General features: G+C 67.3%; 12 protein-coding genes. 5 read left to right on the top strand and 7 right to left on the bottom strand.

Features of this window, described 5'->3' with window-relative positions; all coding sequences use genetic code 11:
• Nucleotides 1–65: 65 nt before the first annotated feature.
• From ABZ720_RS15465 to ABZ720_RS15435, 7 genes are all read right to left on the bottom strand, one after another.
• On the bottom strand, nucleotides 66–857 hold the full coding sequence (locus ABZ720_RS15465; RefSeq protein ID WP_366556424.1) for a shikimate dehydrogenase family protein: 792 nt from the start codon (nucleotides 855–857) through the stop codon (nucleotides 66–68).
• A gap of 17 nt (nucleotides 858–874) precedes the next feature.
• On the bottom strand, nucleotides 875–1681 hold the full coding sequence (gene fabG, locus ABZ720_RS15460) for a 3-oxoacyl-ACP reductase FabG (RefSeq protein ID WP_366556423.1): 807 nt from the start codon (nucleotides 1679–1681) through the stop codon (nucleotides 875–877).
• 3 nt (nucleotides 1682–1684) lie between these two features.
• A complete protein-coding gene (locus tag ABZ720_RS15455) occupies nucleotides 1685–2389 on the bottom strand; it encodes an ABC transporter ATP-binding protein (protein WP_366556422.1) in 705 nt (234 codons plus the stop codon).
• On the bottom strand, nucleotides 2382–4157 hold the full coding sequence (locus tag ABZ720_RS15450; protein WP_366556421.1) for a branched-chain amino acid ABC transporter ATP-binding protein/permease: 1776 nt from the start codon (nucleotides 4155–4157) through the stop codon (nucleotides 2382–2384). Before ABZ720_RS15450 ends, ABZ720_RS15455 begins: the two co-directional genes overlap by 8 nt.
• 11 nt (nucleotides 4158–4168) lie before the next feature.
• Nucleotides 4169–5053: a branched-chain amino acid ABC transporter permease gene (locus tag ABZ720_RS15445; RefSeq protein ID WP_366556420.1), complete on the bottom strand. Its 885-nt coding sequence runs from the start codon at nucleotides 5051–5053 to the stop codon at nucleotides 4169–4171.
• Between the two features lie 74 nt (nucleotides 5054–5127).
• Nucleotides 5128–6333: an ABC transporter substrate-binding protein gene (locus ABZ720_RS15440; RefSeq protein WP_366556419.1), complete on the bottom strand. Its 1206-nt coding sequence runs from the start codon at nucleotides 6331–6333 to the stop codon at nucleotides 5128–5130.
• Nucleotides 6334–6379: 46 nt separating this feature from the next.
• Nucleotides 6380–8107, bottom strand: coding sequence for an acetolactate synthase catalytic subunit (locus ABZ720_RS15435; RefSeq protein WP_366556418.1), 1728 nt, complete (start codon nucleotides 8105–8107; stop codon nucleotides 6380–6382).
• A gap of 247 nt (nucleotides 8108–8354) precedes the next feature.
• On the opposite strand from ABZ720_RS15435, the gene ABZ720_RS15430 reads away from it, so the two are divergent.
• The 5 genes from ABZ720_RS15430 (at nucleotide 8355) to ABZ720_RS15410 (ending at nucleotide 14667) form a co-directional block, all read left to right on the top strand.
• A complete protein-coding gene (locus ABZ720_RS15430) occupies nucleotides 8355–9065 on the top strand; it encodes a GntR family transcriptional regulator (protein WP_366556417.1) in 711 nt (236 codons plus the stop codon).
• Between the two features lie 421 nt (nucleotides 9066–9486).
• Nucleotides 9487–11082, top strand: a complete 1596-nt coding sequence (locus ABZ720_RS15425; protein WP_366556416.1) for an ABC transporter substrate-binding protein — start codon at nucleotides 9487–9489, stop codon at nucleotides 11080–11082.
• 113 nt (nucleotides 11083–11195) lie between these two features.
• The gene (locus ABZ720_RS15420) at nucleotides 11196–12137 is read left to right on the top strand and encodes an ABC transporter permease (protein ID WP_366556415.1); all 942 of its coding nucleotides are present in this window, start codon (nucleotides 11196–11198) and stop codon (nucleotides 12135–12137) included.
• Complete coding sequence (locus ABZ720_RS15415; RefSeq protein WP_438264112.1) at nucleotides 12134–13021, top strand: ABC transporter permease; 888 nt, start codon at nucleotides 12134–12136, stop codon at nucleotides 13019–13021. Before ABZ720_RS15420 ends, ABZ720_RS15415 begins: the two co-directional genes overlap by 4 nt.
• A 2-nt stretch (nucleotides 13022–13023) precedes the next feature.
• Nucleotides 13024–14667, top strand: a complete 1644-nt coding sequence (locus ABZ720_RS15410; protein WP_366556414.1) for an ABC transporter ATP-binding protein — start codon at nucleotides 13024–13026, stop codon at nucleotides 14665–14667.
• Nucleotides 14668–14676 lie beyond the last annotated feature (9 nt).

Below are 14676 nucleotides of genomic sequence, written 5' to 3'. Positions count from 1 at the left end.
TCCTGAAGTTCTACTCTGCCGCGTTGTCTTGCCGCTCTGGCCTGCCGCTTCGGGCCGCGATCCTGTCAGATCGCGCCCATGTGCCGGGCCATCAGCTCGATCTGACAGGCGAGCATGGGGGCCCCGGGCTGAATGCGACAGCCGGCGGCTTCGGCGGCGAGCAGCAGCGGTGTCTTCGCCGGCTCCATGATGACCTCCGCCACCACCTGGCCGGCGTGCAGGCGGGCAAAGTCCACCGGCGCGGGATCCTCGGCACGCATGCCCAGCGAGGTGCCGTTCACCACCAGGTCGTGGCCCTCGAAGTCCGCCGTGTCGGCGCTGGCGGTCACCTTCAGATAGGCGTCGCGCACCCGCCGGGCCAGATCCTCGGCCTTGTCGCGGCTGCGGTTGGCGATGGTGATCTGCGCCACCTCGGCCTTGGCCAGGGCGAAGGCAATCGCCGAGGCCGCGCCGCCGGCGCCGCAGAGCCACACCCGCATCCCGGCCGGCTCCACCCCGGCCTGGCGCAGGCCAGTGACGAACCCGATACCATCGAGCATGGCGCCGACCATGCGGCCGTCCGGCTCGCGCCGCACGATGTTGGCCGCGCCGATCAGCCGCGCCTGTTCGTCCACTTCGTCGCAGAGTTCGACCATCGCCGGCTTGTGCGGCACCGTCGCGACGAAGCCGCCGAAGTTCTGCATCCGGCGCAGTCCCTGCATCAGCTCGGGCAGTCCCTCGGGGGAGACATGGATCGGCACCAGCACGCCGTCGACGCCGTGGCGCTCGAAGACGGGGTGCATGACCTCGGGGGCCTTCACGTGATGGATCGGGTCGGCGATGATGCCGTAGACCCGTGTGCGGCCAGTGATGTTCATGGTTCTCCTAAAGTCCCTCAGGTCATGTAGAGGCCACCGGCGACGTCGATCGTCTGGCCGGTGACGAAGCTCGATTCCGCGTCGGTCAGCCAGAGCGCGGCGTCGGCCACCTCCAGCGGCTCGCCCAGGCGACCCAGCGGCGTCATGCGCACCTGCTCGGCATTCACCTCCTCGGCGACGCCGCGCACCATGGGCGTGGCGATGCGACCCGGCGCCAGGGCATTGACCCGGATGTTATAGGGGCCGAGCTCGGCGGCAAGGTGCTTGGTAAAGCCGATCAGTGCCGACTTGCTCGCTGCATAGTGGCAGGCCACGATCGGCGAGTGGGTCTTGCCCGCCACCGAGGACATGTTGACGATCCAGCCGCGCCCGGCCGCGCGCATGGAGGGCGAAAGTGCACGAATGGTGTTGAAGGCCCCGGTCAGGTTCACGCCCACCACCCGGTTCCATTCCTCGGGGTCCATTTCCCAGACCTTGTGGGCAACACCCGCGTGCTTGGGGGAGATGCCGGCGTTGTTGATCACCGTATCGAAGGGCCCGCCCATCTCACCGGCCGCGCGCTCCAGGCTGGCCGAGACCGCGGCCCAGTCGGCTACGTCCAGCACCAGGGCAATGGCCGAACCACCTGCCTCGCGGATCGCAGCCGCCGTCGCTTCGGCCGCCGCACTGTCCATATCCGCCACCCCCACGCTTGCCCCGCGTGCCCCGAAACCCCGGGCAATGGCCTCGCCGATGCCCTTGCCGCCACCGGTCACAAGGACCCGTCGGCCGGCGTGGCTCGGCCGTGTGGCCTGTTGCAGGCGCTGTTCCAGTTCGGAGGTCATGGCTCAAATCCCCAGATAGGCTTGGCGAACATGGTCATTGGTCAGAAGGGCCTGCGCCGCATCCTCCAGCACGACCTCCCCGTTTTCCAGCACATAGCCACGATCGGCGGCATTCAAGGTGTGATGCACGTTCTGCTCGACGATCAGGACGGTGACGCCGGTCTTCACGATGCTGTCGATCACCGAGAAGACCTGCTCGACGATGATCGGCGCCAGGCCCAGCGAGGGCTCGTCGAACATCAAGAGCCGCGGCCGCGCCATCAGACCGCGGGCGATAGCAACCATCTGCTGCTCGCCGCCGGACAGCGACTCCGCCTGCTGGCCCAGCCGTTCCGCAACCCGGGGGAAGAGCTCCAGCACCTCCTTCAGGGTCTTTTCCGCCTGCGCACGTGCGTCGCGCCGGAAGGCGCCCATGTAGAGGTTCTCGCGCACCGTCATGTCGGGGAAGAGCTGGCGACCCTCCGGCACCAGGGTGATCCCCAGTTCCACCACCTCATGCGCCGGCAGGCGGGAGATGTCCTGCCCTTCGAAGTGGATCGTGCCGGCGGTGGGGCGGAGCAGACCGATGATCGTGCGCAGGGTGGTGGTCTTGCCCGCGCCGTTGCCGCCGATGATGGTCACCGACTCGCCAGCCTGCACGTTCAGGCTCACGCCATGCAGAATGGTCGTCGCGCCGTATCCGGCATCCACCGCCTTCAGTTCAAGCATTGGCGAACTCCTTGCCCAGATAGGCCTCGATCACGGTTGCGTCGCGCACCACCTCCTGCGGCGTGCCTTCGGCGATGATCTCCCCGGAGTTCAGCACGATCACGCGGTCGGAGAGCGACATCACCGCCTGCATGACATGCTCGATGGCGATGATGCTGACACCGCTGTCGCGGATCGACAGCATGAGATCCACCGCCCGGCGCACATCGGTCTGGTTGATGCCGGCCATCACCTCGTCGAGCAGCAGGATGCGCGGCTCCATGGCCATGACCCGGGCGACCTCGAGACGCTTCAGCCCGCCGATGGTCAGGCCGCGGGCCTCGGCGTGGAGCCAGCGTCCCAGTCCCAGGCGATGCGCCGTCTCGCGCGCGGCTTCGCGGGCATCGACGACATTGTGGTGCCGGTGGAAGGCGCCGACCATGATGTTTTCCTCCACCGTCATGGAGGCGAAGGGCTGCACGATCTGGAAGGTGCGGCCCACACCGATCGCCGCATAGTCGCCCGGCGTCGTTGGGCTGTGAAACTGCCCGTCGGCGCCGCGCACGACGACGCTGCCGGCATCGGCCTTCAGGAAGCCGGAAATCATGTTGAAGACCGTGGTCTTCCCGGCCCCGTTCGGCCCGATCAACGCCAGGACCTCGCCTTCCTTGAGGCTGAAGCTGACATTGTTGGTGACGTGCAGGCCGCCGAAATGCTTGTCCAGGCCCTCCACCTGCAGAACGTCCTCGCCGAAGCTACGGGCCTCGCTCGCGCGCGGTTCGGGAGCGACGCTGGCCGGTTCGGCCTCGGGAGGGGTGCGGTCAGGCTCGAAGAAGCGCTGCACCAGTCCCATGATGCCGTTGGGCATGAAGAGCACCACCAGGACCAGCACCACGCCATAGACGAAGCCGTGCAGCCCCAGAGCGCCGGAACCCAGCCAGCCGCGGGCGAACTCGGTGATCGGCACCAGCATCACCGCGCCCAGCAGGGGACCGAAGATCGTGCCAATGCCGCCGATGAGCGCGAAGAGCGCGATCTGGATCGAGAAGGTCAGGGAGAAGACCGCTTCCGGCTCGATGAAGGTGAGGTACATGGCATGGAATGACCCCACCATGGCGCAGAGCGCCGCGGAGATCGACACGCCGACCAGCCGCACCCGCACGGTCCCGACACCGGCCGCCCGGGCAGCGGATTCCCGCTCGCGCGTGGCAATCAACTGGAAGCCAAGCCGCCGGTTGCGGATCCACCAGGCCACCGCCAGAGCCAGGAGCAGAAGGCCGAAGGCGATGATCAGCGCCGGCAGGCGGTCGCGAAAGACCATCCACTCCCAGCCGACGTTGAGCGGGATCATCATGCCCGTTGCCCCGCCGGTGAAGCTGCGGAAGTGCAGTGCCAGCACCCGGAAGACCTCCAGGAAAGCGATGGTCGCCAGCGCGAAGAAGGGCCCGTGCAGCCGGAAGCAGGGATAGCTGACCACGATGGCGGCAATCACGGCGAAGAAGGCGCCCACGAACATGCCGATCCAGGGCGTGATACCGAGGTTGGTCAGCATCACCGCCGCATAGGCGCCGATGCCGTAGAAGATCGCGTGACCCAGCGAAAGCTGCCCTGCATAGCCGCCCACGATGTTCCAGGCCGTGGAAAGCGCGGCGAAAATGCAGATCGTCACGAAGATGTGGTAGATGAACTGGTCGTCCATGGCGATGGGGATCACCAGGATGCCCAGGAGAACCAGGGCCAGGGCGATCGCACCGCGGCGCTGGGCGGAGGCTGTCTTGTCTTGCGTCATGACCGTCTCCGTCAAGGCGACACGTGGGCGAGGCTGCGCCGGCCGAAGAGCCCCGAAGGCTTCAAGATCAGGATCAGCAGGAAGACCCCGAAGACCGCGACCTCACGCAGGTCGGAGCCGATGTAGAAGCCGGAGAGGCTGTCGATCAGGCCGATGACCATGGCGCCGACGAAGGCGCCGCCGATGGAGCCCAGCCCGCCGAGCACCACCACCACGAAGGCGATCAGCACGAAGTAGGTGCCGCTGGTCGGCTGCGTCGGATAGAGCGGCGCCACCAGGGAGGCGGCCAGACCGACGCAGGCGGCGCCGATGCCAAACGTGAGGACATAAATCCAGTTCACGTTGATGCCCATGAGCTGGGCTGCATCGCGATTCTGGGCCACGGCACGGATCGCGCGCCCTGTCTGAGTGCGTTGCAGGTAATAGTGCAGCCCGACGACCAGGGCGATCGACACGCAGAAGATCACCGCCTGCCCCGCCAGGATGCGCACCGGCCCGATGTGCAGGCTCGTCCGCAGGCCGCTGGCGGGCGTGGAGGCGATGTCCGCACCGAAGACCAGCAGCGCCAGGTTCATCAGCGCGGTCGAGAGTCCGACGGTCGCGAAGATCTGCACATGCTCGTCTCGGGCGTGCATCAAGGGCTGGATCAGGAAGCGCTGAGTCAGCGCACCCAGCACGAAGAGCAGCGGGGCCACGGCGGCAACGGTCAGATAGGGGTGCACGTCGAGTCCGGTGGCCAACAGGAAGGTCAGGTACATGCCGATCATCAGATACTCGCCATGGGCGAAGTTGATCACCTTGACGATCCCGAAGATCAGGGTCAGCCCGACGCTGACGATGGCGAAGAGACCGCCAAGCATCAGACCGTTGGTCACCACCTGCAGAAAGGTTTCCATCACGCCTCGCGCTCAGCCGGTGCAGTGGGGAGATAGAAGAAGGCCGGGACGATGAAGCGCCCCGGCCCAAAGCCTCACTCGCCGAGGCGCATCGGCGCGTAGGCCGCTTCCTCGGGATAGACGGTCACGAGCTTCCCGTCCTGCCACTGTAGGCCCATCATGGAGGCCCGCTCGTTCTGGTTGTTTTCACCGAACTTCACGCCATAGCCGGCCGCGGTCTCGCCGAAAGGAGTGTCGATGGCCGCCAGGGCCTCCTTGATGGTCTCCGGCTCGAAGCCGTCGGCCTCGTCCAGCGCCTGCAGGATGGCCTTGGCGCCGACGTAGTTGTTCAGGGAATGGCCTGAGCGCGGGAACTCGCCATAGGCTTCCTCATAGGCGTCCACGAAGGCCTCGAGACCCGGGGTCGACTCGGTGTTGACCAGATACTGGGTAAAGTCGGCGTTGAGCACGCCCTCGATCAGGTCGTGACCCACCGCATCGGCGGTCGGCTGCAGCGAGTAACCCCCGCCGCCGCCGACGATGGCAGCCGGACGGAAGTCGGCCTCGTTGGCCTGCTGCAGGAAGAGCACCGAATCGTTCTGGTAGGAGGTCTGGAAGACCACGTCGACCTCGCGGTCCCGGAGATCGAGCACCAGCGAGGACATGTCGACCGTGTTGGCCGGATAGGCCTGCACCGTCACGATGTTGAGGCCGGCCTCTTCGCCATAGCGCTCCTGATGGCCGGCGACCGAGGTGCCGTAGCTGCTGTCTTCGTGGATGATGCCGATGCGCAGGTCGCCGGGATCCCGTTCGATGCCCGGGGCGACGGCCTCGACCACCATCTCGACGATCAGCTTGCCCATGTCCTCGGCGGTCGGGTTGGTGCGCCAGAGCCACTCCAGGCCGCGCCCGGTGATCTCGTCGGCCACTCCGCCCAGTTCGAAGTAGGGAATGCCGGAGAGCTCCGCCACCTGGCTGGCAGCGATCGAGCGCGAGGAGGCGTAGGTGCCGAAGATGCCTGCCACGCTCTCGCGCGAGATCAGGCGCCGGGCCTCGCCGATGGCCTGGTTGTTGTCGACGGCATCGCCGCGTTCCAGCACCACCTCTTCGCCCTGCACGCCGCCGTCGGCATTGATCTCCTGCACCGCGATCTCGAGTCCGCGGTAGCTTTCCTCGCCCAGCAGCGCGAGATCGCCACTGAAGGGATAGAGCGCGCCGAACTTCACTTCGGCCGCGGCGTTGCCGGCCGCGAGCAGCGCGGTGGCCGCTGCGGTCGCCGTCAAAAGCTTCTTAAAGGACATGTCTTCCTCCGCTGTGGGTTTGTTGCTTGTTGATCTTGTGTTGGTCTCAGGCCTCCAACGCGTCCTTGCCCATGAAGCTGGTGATGGGCGGATAGGCGCGCGGATCGGTGATCGCGTCGATGACGGTCACGCCGTCGTGCTTCAGCGCGGCGGCGAGCGCGGGGGCGAAATCGTCCGGGGCGTCGACGCGCACCCCTTCGCACCCACAAGCCCGGGCGATGGCCGCATGGTCCACCGCCTCGAAGTGGCACACATCGGTGTGGGCGCCGAACAGGCTGAGTTCGGCGTGCTTCTGGTAGCCCAGGACCTGGTTGTTGAGCACCACGACCACGATGGGCGTCTTCATGCGCCGCGCGGTCTCGAGCTCGGCCCAGACGTGGCCGAAGCCGCCGTCGCCGGTGACACAGATCACCGGCGCCTCGGGCCGGGCGGTCTTGGCACCGATGGCAAAGGGCAGGCCCCAGCCGAGCCCGGCCAGGCCGCGTGGCGTCAGGAAGCGCTGCCCGGCCCGGCGCGCGGTCAGGAAGTTGGCGATCCAGATCGAGGCATAGCTGGCATCGGCCATCGCCAGCATCTCCGGCGTCAGCACGGCGTCGATGTCGGCCATGAGGCGCTCCGGGCGCAGCGGCGCGGCCTGCATGTCCACCAGCTCCGCCAGCTCTTGGCTGTGCGCCTCCTTGCCGGCGGCGATGCGCGCCTCCAGCGCCCCGCGGCGCGCGTCCAAGCCGGCCGGCTGCTGTGCCTTCAGGGCCTCGACCAGCGCCGCCAAGGTCAGCTTGGCATCGCCGGCTAGGCGCAGGGCCTCGTAGTTGCGCCCGATCTCCGCGCCGTCGATGTCGATCTGGATATAGCGCGCGTCCTCGGGGTAGAGACTCCAGCTGTCGGTGCCGTTCTGGTTGGTGCGGTTGCCCACCAGCAGCACCACGTCGGCCTCGGTGACCAGTTCGCGCAGATGCGAGCTTCGGCTGCGCGGCGCCATGAAGTAGCCGACCACCCCCACCGAGAGCGGGTGGGTCTCGTCGACGCCGCCCTTGCCCATGACGGTGGTGGCCACCGGCAGGCCCAGGGCCTGCAGCGCCTCCAGCTCGGCCCAGGCCTGGGAGGAATGGATGCCGCCGCCGGCGATCACGATGGGCGCCTTGGCCTCGGCCAGCAATGCGGCCGCCTCCTGCACCCGGGCCGGGTCGGCAACGCTGCGGTCCAAGGGGTAGTGCCCCAGCGCGGCCTGGCGCCGCGGCGCGTCGGGATCGAACTGCGGGTGCTCGTCCAGCACGTCCACCGGCACCAGCAGCACCGCTGGCCCGCAGCGTCCCGAGGCAGCCGCCGCAAAGGCCATGTCCACATAGTCGTCCAGGCGGCCGGGGTCGGAGACCCGGCGCACCCACTTGGACACACCGCCGAACAGCGCGAAGTGATCCAGCTCCTGGAAGGCGTTCTTGTCGGTGAACTTGCGGTGCACGTCCTGCACGATCGCCACCACCGGGATCGAGGCCTTCAAGGCCTCGCCCAGTCCGGGGACCAGCAGGGTTGCCGCCGGGCCGTTCTGGGCCGCCACCACGGCCACCTTGCCGGACACGCGCGCATAGGCATCCGCCATGGCGGCCCCGGCGTTCTCCGTGCGGTAGCCGATCTGGCGGATGCCGTAGTCCGGTCCCGCCAGGAAGAGCGCCGAGGGAATGCTCTGCCCGAATACCTCGCGCACGCCGTGGCGCTGCAGGGCAGCGGCCAGCAGGTGAGCGCCGGTGATGTTGGTGCGGGGAGCTGCGGCGGTCATGGAGCCAGTCCTTCCTGTGGTGTGGCCTGCCAGGGTCCGGCTGCGGAACCGACGTTGGCAAGTGTCGAGGGAGCGTGGAAGCCGCGGCGAAGTCTCATCAACCTGTTCAGCCCCTGGCCGGCCAACATGCGTCCTCCATCCTGCGTCCTCCAAGCTTCGCAACAGACTTACCCGGCGACATTTTCTTTGGTGAAACTGCCCTGTCCGTGTAATTTGTTATAACAAATAAACGAGCGCCGGCAGGGTTATGTCAAGTACGCTGAGTACCGCTGGTCAGCAGGAAAACGGCAGCGGCGATTGGCTGCAGCCGGTGGTGAAGGAAAGCCTGGGCGAGCAGGCCTACCAGGCCCTGCGCAGTGCGCTGATGCGCGGCCAGCTCCGCCCGGGCGCCAAGCTGCGCCTGCGCCCGCTCTCGCAGCGCTTCGGCATCAGCGCCACGCCGATGCGTGAAGCCCTGATGCGCCTTGTGGCGGAAAAGGCACTCACCCTCGACGGCCGCGGCACCGTGGTGGTGCCACGGCTCACCCTGGACCAGCTGCTGGAGATCCGGGCAATCCGGGTCGACCTGGAGGGCCGCGGCGCCGCCACGGCCGCACGGCTGGCCAGCGCGGCCGAAATCGCGGGCCTTGCTGCGATTCACGCCCAGATCTCCGCCTGTCACGAGCGCGCGGATTTCGCGACCGCGGTCGACCTCAACACCGGGTTCCACCTGGAACTCTGCCGGCTTGCCCGCCTGCCCATCGTCCATGAACTGGTCGAGGGCCTCTGGGTGCGCTGCGGGCCCATCCTCTCCCATCTCTACGACGCCGGCGTGCCGGACTGGGAGCCGCATCCGCACCTGCGGGTCATCCGTGCGCTCGAGGAGCGCGATCCCGAAGCGGCCCGCAAGGCCATCCGCGAGGACATCGAGCGTGGCGGACAGGGGCTGCTGGATCACGTAAGCCGTTCCAGCGACTGAGTCGCCGATTCGCGATTTGAGCATCGGCGCAAGTTCCCGTTCGAGCCGCACTGCAGTCTCTGGCTATGCTGCAGTCGTACTTCTCATCTTATGATTGCCGAAAACTCAACTATAGGAAACTCCTCTTCCGCAACGGCACAAGAACCGCGCGCAGTTGTTCGCCCTTCCATAATATCAGGCATCGACATTTCGATCGGTTCCGGCTTTCAATAGTCGAGACTCACGTGGCGTCGTTTCCTGGGGGGAGCGGCTTGGGAGGCCATCGGCCCCCAAAACGATCGACGGAACGACGGCCGGGGGTCAGCGGCAATGCCGGCAGGAAGATCGCGCAGAGCCGCGCACAGGGCAGCATCATAAACCGGGGGTCCGCACAGAGCGGGCCGTAACCCGACAACTGGCTGACAGTGGAGGTTTCCAAAAAATGATCAAATTAACCCGGCGTGGCACTCTCGCCTTGGCAAGCGCCATCGTGGCGGCGCCCCTTCTGCTTTCTGCAGGCAGCGGCGATGCCGCAGCCCAATCGGTGCTGCGGGTGATTCCGCATGCCGATCTCCAGAACATCGACCCGATCTGGACCACGGCCTACATCACCCGCAACCACGCCTACATGGTCTATGACACCCTCTTTGCCCTCGACGAAAACCTGGAGGTACAGCCCCAGATGGTCGAGAGCTGGGAGGTGAGCGACGACAATCTCACCTGGACCTTCACCCTGCGCGACGGCCTGCTGTGGCACGACGGCGAGCCGGTGACCGCCGAGGACTGCATCGCCTCGCTGGAGCGCTGGGGTGCGCGCGACGGCATGGGCCAGCAGCTCATGGGCGTGATCGACTCCTTCGAGGCGGTCGACGAGAAGACTTTCACGATGCAGCTTTCGGAGCCCTATGGCCTGGTGCTGGAGTCCATCGGCAAGATCAGCTCCAACGTCCCCTTCATGATGCCCAAGCGCCTGGCGGAGACCGATCCCTTCGAGCAGGTGCCCGAGGTCATCGGTTCCGGCCCCTTCAAGTTCAATCCGGACGAATGGGTGCCGGGCAGCAAGGTGGTCTACGAGAAGTTCGAGGACTACGTGCCCCGCGACGAACCGCCCAGCGGCGCCGCCGGCGGCAAGATCGCCAAGGTCGACCGCGTGGAATGGCTCTACATCCCCGACCCCTCGACGGCGATGAACGCGCTGATCAGCGGCGAGGTGGACTACTACGAGCAGCCGCCGGCCGACCTCGTGCCGGTGCTGGAGAGCTCGGAGGGCATGGTGGTCGAGGTGCTCGATCCCCTGGGCAACCAGGGCATGATGCGCATGAACCACCTGCACCCGCCCTTCGACAACCAGCAGGTTCGCCAGGCCGCGCTCAAGGCCATGGACCAGGAACGCTACATGCAGGCGGCCGTGGGCAATCCGGAGTTCTACCAGGTCTGCATGTCCTACTATGCCTGCGGCGCACCGCTGGAGACCGACGCCGGGGTCGAGGGCATGACCTACGATCCGGAGGCGGCCCGGGCGCTGCTGGAGGAGGCCGGCTATGACGGCACCCCGGTGGTGATCCTGCAGCCGGCGGACATCCCGGTGACCAATGCCGCCAGCCTGGTGACCGCCGAGTCCCTGCGCGACATCGGCATGAACGTGGAACTGGTGGCCATGGACTGGGCCTCCATCACCTCGCGGCGCGCGGTGAAGGATCCGCCTGAGGAAGGCGGCTGGAACATCTTCCACACCTGGTGGATCGGCGGCGACATCTCCAACCCCGTGGTCCACACCGGCATCGGCGCCGGCGGCGACGCGGCCTGGTTTGGCTGGCCTGAGGACGAGGAGATCGAGGATCTGCGCCGGTCCTTCGCCCGGGAGACCGACCCGGAGAAGCAGCGCGAGCTCGCCGACGCCGTTCAGGCCCGGGCCATCGAGTACGGCACGCACGGCAACTTCGGGACCTGGTTCAATCCCGTGGCCTATCGCGACTATGTGTCAGGCCTGATCGAATCGCCGGTCCAGTTCTTCTGGAACGTCTCGGTCGAGCGGTAACCTCGGGCAAGGCTCCCGGCGCCGGCAGCGGTCGGCACCGGGAGCCGCCTGCGGGTGATCGCCTGGGCGGTCGCCTGTTCAGCCCCGATTGAGAGCGTTTCCGAAAGGGACATATGTACGCTTTCCTCGTACAACGCATCCTGGCCGCAGTGCCCGTCGTGGGCATCGTCGCCCTTTTCGTCTTCCTCGTGCTGCACCTTTCTCCGGGCGATCCGGCCACGGTGATTGCCGGCGACTACGCCAGTCCGGCCGATGTTCAGCGCATCCGCGAGAAGCTCGGCCTCGATCAGCCCTTGCACATCCAGTTCTTCACCTGGCTCGGCTCGCTGCTGCGCGGCGATCTCGGCATCTCGATCTTCTCCAACCTGCCGGTCTCGCGCCTGATCGGGCAAAGGCTTGAGCCGACGCTGCTGCTGGCCTTGGTCAGCATCGTGCTCTCGGTCAGCCTCGCCGTGCCCATGGGCGTGCTGGCGGCCTGGAAGGCCGGGTCCTGGATCGACCGCCTGGTGATGATCTTCGCGGTCTTCGGCTTCTCGGTCCCGGTCTTCGTGGTCGGCTACATCCTGATCTACATCTTCGCGCTGCAACTGCAGTGGGCGCCGGTGCAGGGCTTTCGAAGTCCCACCGAGGATCCGGTGGGCTTCCTGCAACACATCATCCTGCCGGCGATCACGTTGAGCGCCATCTACATCGCGCTCATCGCCCGCATCACCCGAGCCAGCGTGCTCGAGGTGCTGGAGGAGGACTACATCCGCACCGCCCGGGCCAAGGGGCAGACGGAGCGCAAGGTGCTGTTCCGACACGCCCTGCGCAACGCGGCGGTGCCCATCGTCACCGTGATCGGCATCGGCGTGGCGCTGCTGATCGGCGGCGTGGTGATCACCGAGACGGTCTACAACATCCCCGGTCTCGGGCGCCTCGTGGTCGATGCCATCCTCAAGCGCGACTACCCGATCATTCAGGCGCTGATCCTGCTGTTCAGCTTGGTCTACATCCTGATCAACCTGCTGGTCGACATCATCTACACCCTGCTCGATCCGAGGATTCGCTATTGAGTGTTCTGTTCGATCGCGACGCGCCGGGCGGCAAGCTGACCTCCTGGGCCGGCGACTTCCGGCGGCGCATCTTCGCGCGCTACCCCACCATGGTGATCGGCGGCCTGCTGCTGGTCTTCATGGCGCTGGTGGCGATCCTTGCCCCCTACATCGCCACGGCGGACCCGATTCGCCTCAATCCGGTGGCGCGGCTGCGCCCGCCGGAGGCCGAGCACCTTTTCGGCACCGACATGTACGGCCGCGACATCTTCAGCCGCACGGTCTACGGCGCCCGGGTCTCGCTCATCGTCGGGCTCTCCGCCGCGGTGCTTTCCATCTGCTTCGGGCTGCTGATCGGCCTGATCAGCGGCTACATCCGCTGGCTCGACGCCATCATCATGCGGCTGATGGACGGGCTCATGGCCATTCCCGGCATCCTGCTCGCGATTGCCCTGGTCTCGCTCTCCGGCGCCAGCTTGGTGACCGTGATCGTGGCGATCACCGTGCCGGAGGTGCCGCGGGTGGTGCGCCTGGTGCGCTCCATCGTGCTCTCGGTGCGCGAGGAGCCCTATGTCGAGGCGGCGGTGGCCGCGGGCACGCGCCTGCCGCGCATCCTGATCCGCCATGTGCTGCCCAACACCATCCCGCCGCTGATCGTGCAGGCGACCTATGTCTGCGGCTCGGCCATGCTGACGGAGGCCATCCTCTCCTTCATCGGCGTCGGCACGCCGCCGGAGATCCCCTCGTGGGGCAACATCATGAGTGAGGGCCGCACCTACTTCCAGATCTCGCCCTGGATCATCTTCTTCCCCGGCCTGGCCCTGGCGCTCACGGTGCTGGCCGTCAACGTGCTGGGCGATGGCCTGCGCGACACCCTGGACCCCCGCATTGCGAGGAAGATGTGAGCATGAGCGACAGCAAGGACCGCAGCCGCCCGGTGCTCGAAGTGCGCGGCCTCACCGTGCGTCTGCCCGCCACCGGCGACCGCGTCAATGCGGTGGAGGACGTGACGCTCACCGTGGGCCGCAACGAGATCCTCTGCGTGGTGGGCGAGTCCGGCTCCGGCAAGTCGGTCACCGCCCACACCGTCATGGGCCTGCTGCCGCGCAAGCAGCTCACGCCCACCGCCGGCGAAATCCTGTTGCAGGGCGAGGACATCCTGCACAAGAGCCCGGCCGCGCTTCGCCGCCTGCGCGGGGCCAAGATGTCGATGATCTTCCAGGAGCCCATGACCGCGCTCAACCCGGTCATGCCCTGCGGCGAGCAGATCGAGGAGGTGTTGCAGATCCACACCGACATGGGCCCGCGCCAGCGCCTGGCCCGGGTGCTGGAGGTCATGGACGCGGTGCGCCTGCCGGAGCCGGAGCGCCTGCGCAAGTCCTACCCGCACCAGCTCTCCGGCGGCCAGCGCCAGCGCATCATGATCGCCGCCGCCCTGGCGCTGGAGCCGGCGCTGCTGATCGCCGACGAGCCCACCACGGCGCTCGACGTCACCACCCAGGCGCAGATCCTGCGGCTCATCAAGCAGATCCAGGCCGAGCATGACACCGGCGTGCTCTTCATCACCCACGATTTCGGCGTGGTGGCCGAGATCGCCGACCGGGTGATCGTCATGGAGAAGGGCAAGATCGTCGAGCAGGGGCCGACCCGCGAGCTGCTCAGTCGGCCGCAGCACGACTACACCCGCATGCTGATCTCCTCGGTCCCCTCCATACGCCCACCGGCGGGCAGGCCCTTATCGGAGCAGCCGGTGGTTCTCTCGACCCGCGGACTGGCCAAGATCTACGGCGGTGGCGGCATCCTGCAGAAGGCGCGCGAGGTGCGCGCGGCCCGGGACGTGGACATCGAGGTGCGCCGGGGCGAGACCCTGGGCATCGTCGGCGAGTCCGGTTCCGGCAAGTCCACGGTGGCGCGCTGCATCGTGCGCCTCATCGACCCCTCGGCCGGGGAGATCTTCATCGATCGGGACGAGATCGGCCAGCTTTCGGCCCGGCAGCTCCGCCCGCACCGCCGGCGCATCCAGATCGTCTTCCAGGACCCTTACCGCTCCCTCAACCCGCGCCGCACGGTGGGGCAGTCCATCGTCGAGGGGCCGATGAACTTCGGCCTGTCAAGCAAGGAGGCCTGGGCCCGGGCGCGCGAGCTCATGGGGCTGGTCGGCCTCGACCCGGCGGCGGTGGACCGCTTCCCGCACCAGTTCTCCGGCGGGCAGCGCCAGCGCGTGGCCATCGCCCGGGCGCTGGCCATGGAGCCGGAGGTGCTCATCGCCGACGAGGCGGTCTCCGCCCTGGACGTTTCGGTGCAGGCCCAGGTGCTCAAGCTGCTGGACGACGTGCGCAAGCGCTTCGATCTTGCCGTGCTCTTCATCACCCACGACCTGCGCGTGGCCGCCCAGATCTGCGACCGGGTGGCGGTGATGCACCGCGGCGAGGTGGTCGAGCACGGCCCCACCGCCGGCCTCTTCGCCAACCCCCAGCACCCCTACACCCAATCCCTCTTCGACGCCGCCCCCGGCAAACACTGGGACTTCGCCAACTTCCGCGCCGCGTGAGGGGGCTCT

Source organism: Aquibaculum sediminis (assembly GCF_040712085.1).
Lineage (GTDB): Bacteria > Pseudomonadota > Alphaproteobacteria > Kiloniellales > DSM-21159 > Aquibaculum > Aquibaculum sediminis.
This window is presented reverse-complemented; position numbering and strand designations above follow the sequence as displayed.